The 6,782-nt window shown below is 44.4% G+C and carries 8 protein-coding genes; all 8 read left to right on the forward strand.

Going from position 1 to position 6,782, the window contains the following annotated elements; all coding sequences use genetic code 11:
* A partial coding sequence (gene murA / locus RAC86_RS33020; RefSeq protein WP_377886524.1) for a UDP-N-acetylglucosamine 1-carboxyvinyltransferase occupies nt 1–1,045 on the forward strand: 1,045 nt, incomplete at its 5' end.
* Nucleotides 1,046–1,240: 195 nt separating this feature from the next.
* Nucleotides 1,241–2,272 carry a stage II sporulation protein D gene (spoIID, locus tag RAC86_RS33025; protein ID WP_377886525.1) on the forward strand — a complete coding sequence of 344 codons (1,032 nt, stop codon included), beginning with the start codon at nt 1,241–1,243 and terminating at the stop codon, nt 2,270–2,272.
* Nucleotides 2,273–2,657: 385 nt separating this feature from the next.
* Nucleotides 2,658–3,341, forward strand: coding sequence for a vWA domain-containing protein (locus tag RAC86_RS33030; protein WP_317680445.1), 684 nt, complete (start codon nt 2,658–2,660; stop codon nt 3,339–3,341).
* Nucleotides 3,342–3,471: 130 nt separating this feature from the next.
* Complete coding sequence (locus RAC86_RS33035) at nt 3,472–3,612, forward strand: hypothetical protein (RefSeq protein ID WP_014478246.1); 141 nt, start codon at nt 3,472–3,474, stop codon at nt 3,610–3,612.
* 52 nt (nt 3,613–3,664) lie between these two features.
* Nucleotides 3,665–4,339: a vWA domain-containing protein gene (locus RAC86_RS33040; protein WP_003243553.1), complete on the forward strand. Its 675-nt coding sequence runs from the start codon at nt 3,665–3,667 to the stop codon at nt 4,337–4,339.
* A gap of 94 nt (nt 4,340–4,433) precedes the next feature.
* Nucleotides 4,434–4,595: a hypothetical protein gene (locus RAC86_RS33045; protein ID WP_003227706.1), complete on the forward strand. Its 162-nt coding sequence runs from the start codon at nt 4,434–4,436 to the stop codon at nt 4,593–4,595.
* A 232-nt stretch (nt 4,596–4,827) separates the two neighbouring features.
* Complete coding sequence (fdhD, locus tag RAC86_RS33050; RefSeq protein ID WP_014481178.1) at nt 4,828–5,616, forward strand: formate dehydrogenase accessory sulfurtransferase FdhD; 789 nt, start codon at nt 4,828–4,830, stop codon at nt 5,614–5,616.
* 15 nt (nt 5,617–5,631) lie between these two features.
* The gene (gene moaA, locus RAC86_RS33055; protein WP_161476641.1) at nt 5,632–6,657 is read left to right on the forward strand and encodes a GTP 3',8-cyclase MoaA; all 1,026 of its coding nucleotides are present in this window, start codon (nt 5,632–5,634) and stop codon (nt 6,655–6,657) included.
* The last annotated feature ends 125 nt before the right edge of the window (nt 6,658–6,782 follow it).

Raw genomic sequence — 6,782 nt, forward strand, 5'->3', positions numbered from 1 at the left:
TCGTAAAATGCGTGCGTCTGTGCTTGTCATGGGGCCGCTTCTTGCGCGTACAGGTCATGCAAGAGTTGCACTTCCGGGCGGATGCGCAATTGGTTCCAGACCGATTGATCAGCATTTAAAAGGTTTTGAAGCAATGGGCGCAAAAATCAAAGTCGGTAATGGCTTCATTGAAGCTGAAGTAAAAGGCCGACTGCAAGGCGCAAAAATTTATCTGGACTTCCCAAGTGTAGGAGCTACAGAGAACCTGATTATGGCAGCCGCTCTAGCTGAAGGAACAACAATGCTGGAAAACGTGGCAAAAGAACCCGAAATCGTTGATTTAGCAAACTATATCAACGGCATGGGCGGAAAAATTCGCGGAGCTGGCACCGGCACCATCAAAATTGAAGGAGTCGAAAAGCTTCACGGCGTAAAACACCATATTATTCCTGACCGTATTGAAGCGGGCACATTTATGGTTGCTGCTGCAATCACTGAAGGAAACGTATTAGTAAAAGGAGCGGTTCCTGAACACCTCACCTCTTTAATTGCAAAAATGGAAGAGATGGGTGTAACAATTAAGGATGAAGGTGAAGGTCTGCGTGTCATCGGCCCGAAAGAACTTAAACCGATTGACATCAAAACAATGCCTCACCCGGGCTTCCCGACTGATATGCAGTCACAAATGATGGCGCTTCTGCTTCGTGCAAGCGGCACAAGCATGATTACAGAAACCGTTTTTGAAAACCGTTTTATGCATGCGGAAGAATTCCGCCGTATGAATGGTGATATCAAGATTGAAGGACGTTCTGTCATCATTAACGGTCCTGTACAGCTTCAGGGAGCTGAAGTTGCAGCGACTGATTTGCGTGCAGGTGCAGCGCTGATTCTTGCGGGGTTAGTGGCTGAAGGTCACACACGTGTTACTGAATTGAAGCACTTAGACCGCGGTTACGTTGATTTCCATCAGAAGCTTGCCGCTCTGGGCGCAGACATCGAACGTGTAAATGATGAGTCTGCTTCTGAGCAAGAGAATAAAGAAGTCGTTTCTGACTTAAATGCATAAACTTACTTGAAAATCAGTATGTCACTCTGGCATACTGGTTTTTTATTTTTTGTGTATTATCATCATTATGCGCAAAATAGCAAAAAAGAATACGTAAATGACAAATAAAGTTTCTGTCCAAAACGAGAGTCATATTAGCTTGTCCCTGCCCATAGACTAGACTAGAGTCGAATCCCGAGCAGGAGGCAGCTGAATATGAAACAATTCGCAATCACACTATCCGTACTATGTGCATTGATTCTCTTGGTTCCCACACTCTTGGTTATGCCATTCCAGCATAATAAGGAAGCGGGGGCCAGCGTAGAATCAGAAAAGACAGCAGTCAGCACGAAACCAGCATCGAAAGGAGCAGAAACATTGAAAGCTTCACCTGTTTCTATTCCCGTCTATCGAACCGCAAATCAATCCGTAGAAGACATTCCGCTTGAAGAGTATGTGATTGGAGTCGTCGCCTCCGAAATGCCGGCAACCTTTGAATCTGAAGCACTGAAAGCCCAGGCCCTCGCCGCCAGAACATTTATTGTCAGACTGATGGTGTCAAATTCAGCGGTTGAGGCTCCTAAAGGCTCACTGGTGGATGATACACAGATGTTCCAGGTGTATAAAAACAAAGCGGAGCTGAAAAAACAGTGGGGCACAAGCTATGAGACAAAACTGAAGAAAATCACAGCTGCGGTAGCCAGTACGCAAGGCAAAATCTTAACGTACAACAACCAGCCGATTGAAGCCTCCTTTTTCTCCACAAGCAACGGCTACACAGAGAATGCAGAAGCATATTGGACAAGTGCTATCCCATATTTAAAAAGCGTCAAAAGCCCATGGGATAAAAAGTCTCCGAAATATAAGGCAACGAAAACCTTTACAGCGGCAGAATTTCAGCAAAAGCTTGGCGTCAAGCTGGATGGATCTAGCGCAGTAGGGAAGATTACCGGCGAGACACCGGGCCACCAGGTTGCAACTGCCGTCATTAACGGCAAGACGCTGAAAGGAAGAGACATACGTGAAAAGCTGGGTCTCAACTCCGCAGATTTTGAATGGAAGCGAAATGGAGACACAATTACAGTCACGACGAGAGGATTTGGCCACGGTGTGGGGATGAGCCAATACGGAGCGAATTTTATGGCCAAAGAAGGCAAAACGGTTGATGACATTGTAAAGTACTATTACCAAGGCACACAAATTTCTGAGGCAGATGCGTTTTTGAATAAATATATGGCGAAAAAGTAGAAAAAGACGCTCATTGGGCGTCTTTTTCTGTTCCTGAATATCTTTTATCTAAGAGCAGCTGAAACGGTTTAGAGGAGCTTCTGACCGTCTTTAAGGATCAGTCCTTTTTTCCTGATTTCAGGCTTTGAGATTGTGGTAAAGTCATCCACATTTGTCGACAGACTTCGACAGACTCATATAACGAAAGCCGAAAGGCGGACAATCTTCTCTTTTCATAGGGGCGTTAGGTGGAAATCACTAATAAAAACATAGGTTTCTATGCAAAAGTAAACAACAGCAATGGGGAAGCCCGCCCTATTTATTTCTCGGTTTTTGTTGATTACGATAGATTATGTTCAGCGTTGAACATCTGCACGCAGAAACAAATTGGTAAAGGGGTACGAACATGAAGAAAAGATTTTCACTGATCATGATGACAGGATTGCTTTTTGGATTAACTTCACCTGCTTTTGCAGCTGAAAAGACAGAAACGGAGGCTAAAGCGCCGGCGAACGTGGCGGTCTTGCTTGATGCCAGCGGAAGTATGGCGAAAAGAATAGATGGTGTATCTAAATTTAATTCAGCCAAAAAAGAAATTTCAAAGTTTGCGAGCTCATTGCCAGAAGGAACTCAGGTGAAAATGAGCGTGTTTGGCTCTGAAGGAAACAATAAAAATTCCGGAAAAGTTCAGTCATGTGAAGCCATTCGCAACGTATACGGCTTCCAAAGCTTTAACGAGCAAAGCTTCCTCAATTCTCTCAATACAATTGGGCCGACTGGCTGGACGCCAATTGCCAAAGCGCTGAACGAGGCGAAATCTTCTTTTAACCAGCTTGATGCAAAAGGGGAAAAAGTGGTGTATCTGTTGACAGACGGTGAGGAAACGTGCGGAGGAAACCCGATTAAAACAGCAAAGGAACTGCAAAAAGACAATATCACTGTTAATGTGATCGGCTTTGATTATAAAGAGGGATACAAAGGCCAGCTGAACGCAATTGCGAAAGTAGGCGGCGGTGAATACTTCCCGGCTTATACCCAAAAAGATGTTGAGAAAATTTTCACTCAGCAATCACTAATATTATCTAAATAAGAAAAAAGAGGCTGGTGATGGTCAGCCTCTTTTTGTATGTAACAAAAACTTCAAAACTAATTAGCTATCTGCCTGTAGCATAGTAGCAGATTTCCGTTTTTCTGTCATAATCAAGGCGAAAAAAGAATGAATGATCACACAATCTGTTTATGCTTTCTGGGCGGAAATGGCTAAAAATGAACGGCATTTCAAGCGATTTTGGACAGATCGTGAAAGCAGCACAAAAGGCAGCATGTCCTATATCTTTTTGCATTTTCGTATTCTAGCATAAAGAAGAATCCAACATATAGTTGGAAAATATGAAAAAGAAAGGAAGTAATTATATGAAAAAATTGCTGGCTGCCGGTATCATTGGATTGTTGACTGTTTCCATTGCCTCCCCGTCTTTTGCCGCTGAGAAACAGGCTGATACAAATGTAGCTGTTTTGTTTGACGGAAGCGGAAGCATGGTTCAAAAAACAGGAGGAGAGCGCAAAATAGACATTGCCAAAAAATCAGTAAAATCTTTTGCCGAACTCCTTCCGAAGGATACAAATCTTATGCTTCGCGTTTTCGGGCATGCAGGGAATAATAAACTGTCCGGTAAAGCCCTTTCGTGCAGTACGACGGAAACCATTTACGGCCTTCATCCATATGAAGGATCCCTGTTTGACAATTCATTGAGTGAGCTCAAGCCGACTGGATGGACACCGATTGCCAAAGCACTTGCAGACACAAGAAAAGAATTTGAGGCATTTGACGCAGACGGGAAAAACGTGGTGTATTTAATCACTGACGGTGAAGAAACGTGCGGCGGAGACCCTGCGGCAGAAATCGAAAAGCTCCGTGCATCAAATGTGGATACGATTGTAAACATCATTGGCTTCAACTTTGATGTCAAGGGTAATGAAGAGATGAAACAAGCAGCTGTCGCTGGCGGCGGAGAATATATTTCAGCGAACAGTGCGGATGAGTTCGAACAGGCTTGGGAAAAAGAAGCACAAAAATTTACTGAGTAAGGAACCTAAAGATCAGGCGCTCCCCCAGGCGCCTTTTTTTATTGGTTTAAAAACAGTTTGGGCGGGAATGATACCCTAAAAAGGGGTTGAACATATGAAATTATTCGGAATGATTTTTCTTATAGCCACCGTTGCATTCATATTGCTTGGTGTTCTTCTAAAACTGGCAGCCTTCTTTTTTGTCAGCATTCTCACCTTGATCGCAGCTATTGTGCTGTTTACAGTTCTGAAAAAGAATCAGCATAATCAAACATAGAGTCCTTTATACAGAGGTGTCTCAGCGTGTCGACAAACCCCGCGTTCGTTGTCAATGCACATTGGTAAAAGGAACGGCGGCTAAATGCTTAGGCGTCCTGCCTAAACACCGCCGTCATCACATCCTGTGAAAGCCCTTTATATAGAGGGCTCTTTTTGTGTCTCAGAATTCGACAAAATCCGAGGAGTGTGAAAAAATATAAAGGCAGGAACATTGCGGAGGGGAAGAGACATTGAACGATAAAGTAACTGCGGTCAGGGATGTATGGCGCTATGAACAAGGGGAAATAAGCAAAGTAGAGGACCGGATGGTGACGGAATTCCCTTTGACAGTGATACTGAATGGCAGTGAATTTGTGACGCTCGTTTGTACGCCTGAGCATATCGAAGAGCTTGTCATCGGATTTCTCGCATCAGAGGGTGTTATACGATTTCAAAAAGAAATTAAAAGGTTTACAATAGATGAAAGTCTCGGTTTTGTATATGTCGACCTCGTTCACCCTGAGACATTGGATCAAAAGGATTATACGAAACGGGTGATCGGCTCATGCTGCGGAAAGGGCCGTCATTTTTATTTTCAGCAGGATGTCAAAACAGCCAAGACGGCTGTCAGCCAAATCAAGATATCGCCTGAGGCATGTCTGGCGCTTATGAAAGACATGCAGCAAGGGAGCGGGACGTTTCAGGATACGGGAGGCGTCCATAATGCGGCGCTTTGCGACACAGAGAAGCTTCTGTTGATGCGCACAGATATCGGTCGGCACAACGCACTTGATAAACTATACGGACACTGCCTTCTAAACGGGATGTCCGTACGCGACAAACTGATTGTGTTCAGCGGCAGAATCTCATCAGAGGTCCTGTTAAAAGCGGCCAAAATCGGCGTGTCGATTGTCATTTCCAAATCGGCCCCGACGGAGCTTGCGATTCAAATGGCTGAAGAATTGAATATCACAGCGATTGGATTTGTCAGAAACGGATCATTTAATGTATATACACACCCTGAGAGAATCAGGGGATAGGAAGGGGCTGTAGCTATGATTATAGAGTCGCGTCAGATGTTGGATAAAAGAAACAGACCGCTGAGAGACCTTCGCATTTCTGTTACAGACCGCTGCAACTTCCGATGCACGTACTGTATGCCCGCCGAATTATTCGGCCCGGATTATCCTTTTTTAAAGAAAGAGGAGCTGCTTTCATTTGAGGAGCTGGAACGGCTTGCGACATTGTTTGTCACAAGATTTGGCGTTGAAAAAATCCGCTTGACCGGCGGAGAGCCCCTCATGAGAAAGGATATGCCGGAATTAATTAAAAAACTGGCCCGCATACCGGGTATTCGTGACATCGCGATGACGACAAACGGATCACTGCTGCCTGTTTATGCTAAGAGGCTAAAGGAGGCTGGGCTGAAAAGGGTTACGATCAGCCTTGATTCTTTAGAAGACGAGCGTTTTAAGAAGATAAACGGGCGCGGTGTTTCTGTCAGCAAGGTGCTGGAAGGCATTGAAGCGGCGAAGCAAGCAGGGCTCGGTGTTAAAATCAATATGGTCGTTCAAAAGGGCGTCAATGAAAAAGATATACTGCCTATGGCCCGTTATTTTAAAGAAAAAGGGCATATCCTGAGATTCATTGAATTTATGGACGTAGGCAACACCAACCAATGGGAAAAGAAAGACGTCATGACAAAGGCGGAAATCATAGATTTGATCAATGAACACATGCCGGTTGAGCCGATAGCGCCTAATTATATAGGCGAAGTGGCTTCCAGATTCCGCTACTTGGACGGCTCCGGAGAAATCGGCGTCATATCATCTGTATCTGATGCGTTCTGCGGATCTTGCAACAGAGCCCGTCTTTCTGCGAGAGGAGAGCTGTTTACCTGCTTATTCGCTTCAAGCGGATTTGACCTCAGAGCTCCGGTTCGCCAGGAATTAAGTGATGACGAACTATCAGAAATGATCGGGACAGTATGGAAAAATCGGATCGATCAGTATTCAGTCGATCGTACGCTATCAAAAGCATCTGGCAAAAAGAAAGTGGAAATGTCTTATATTGGCGGTTAATTTGAAGTCAAAAGCTTATCGGCACTGTCCGGTAAGCTTTTTTATTAGAATCCGAGTGCAAAAAATACGTAGAAAAACCGAAATATATAAGGATAGGCATAAAGAAGGAATCATTGTAAGAAAAT

It is taken from the genome of Bacillus sp. LR_5, assembly GCF_042709275.1.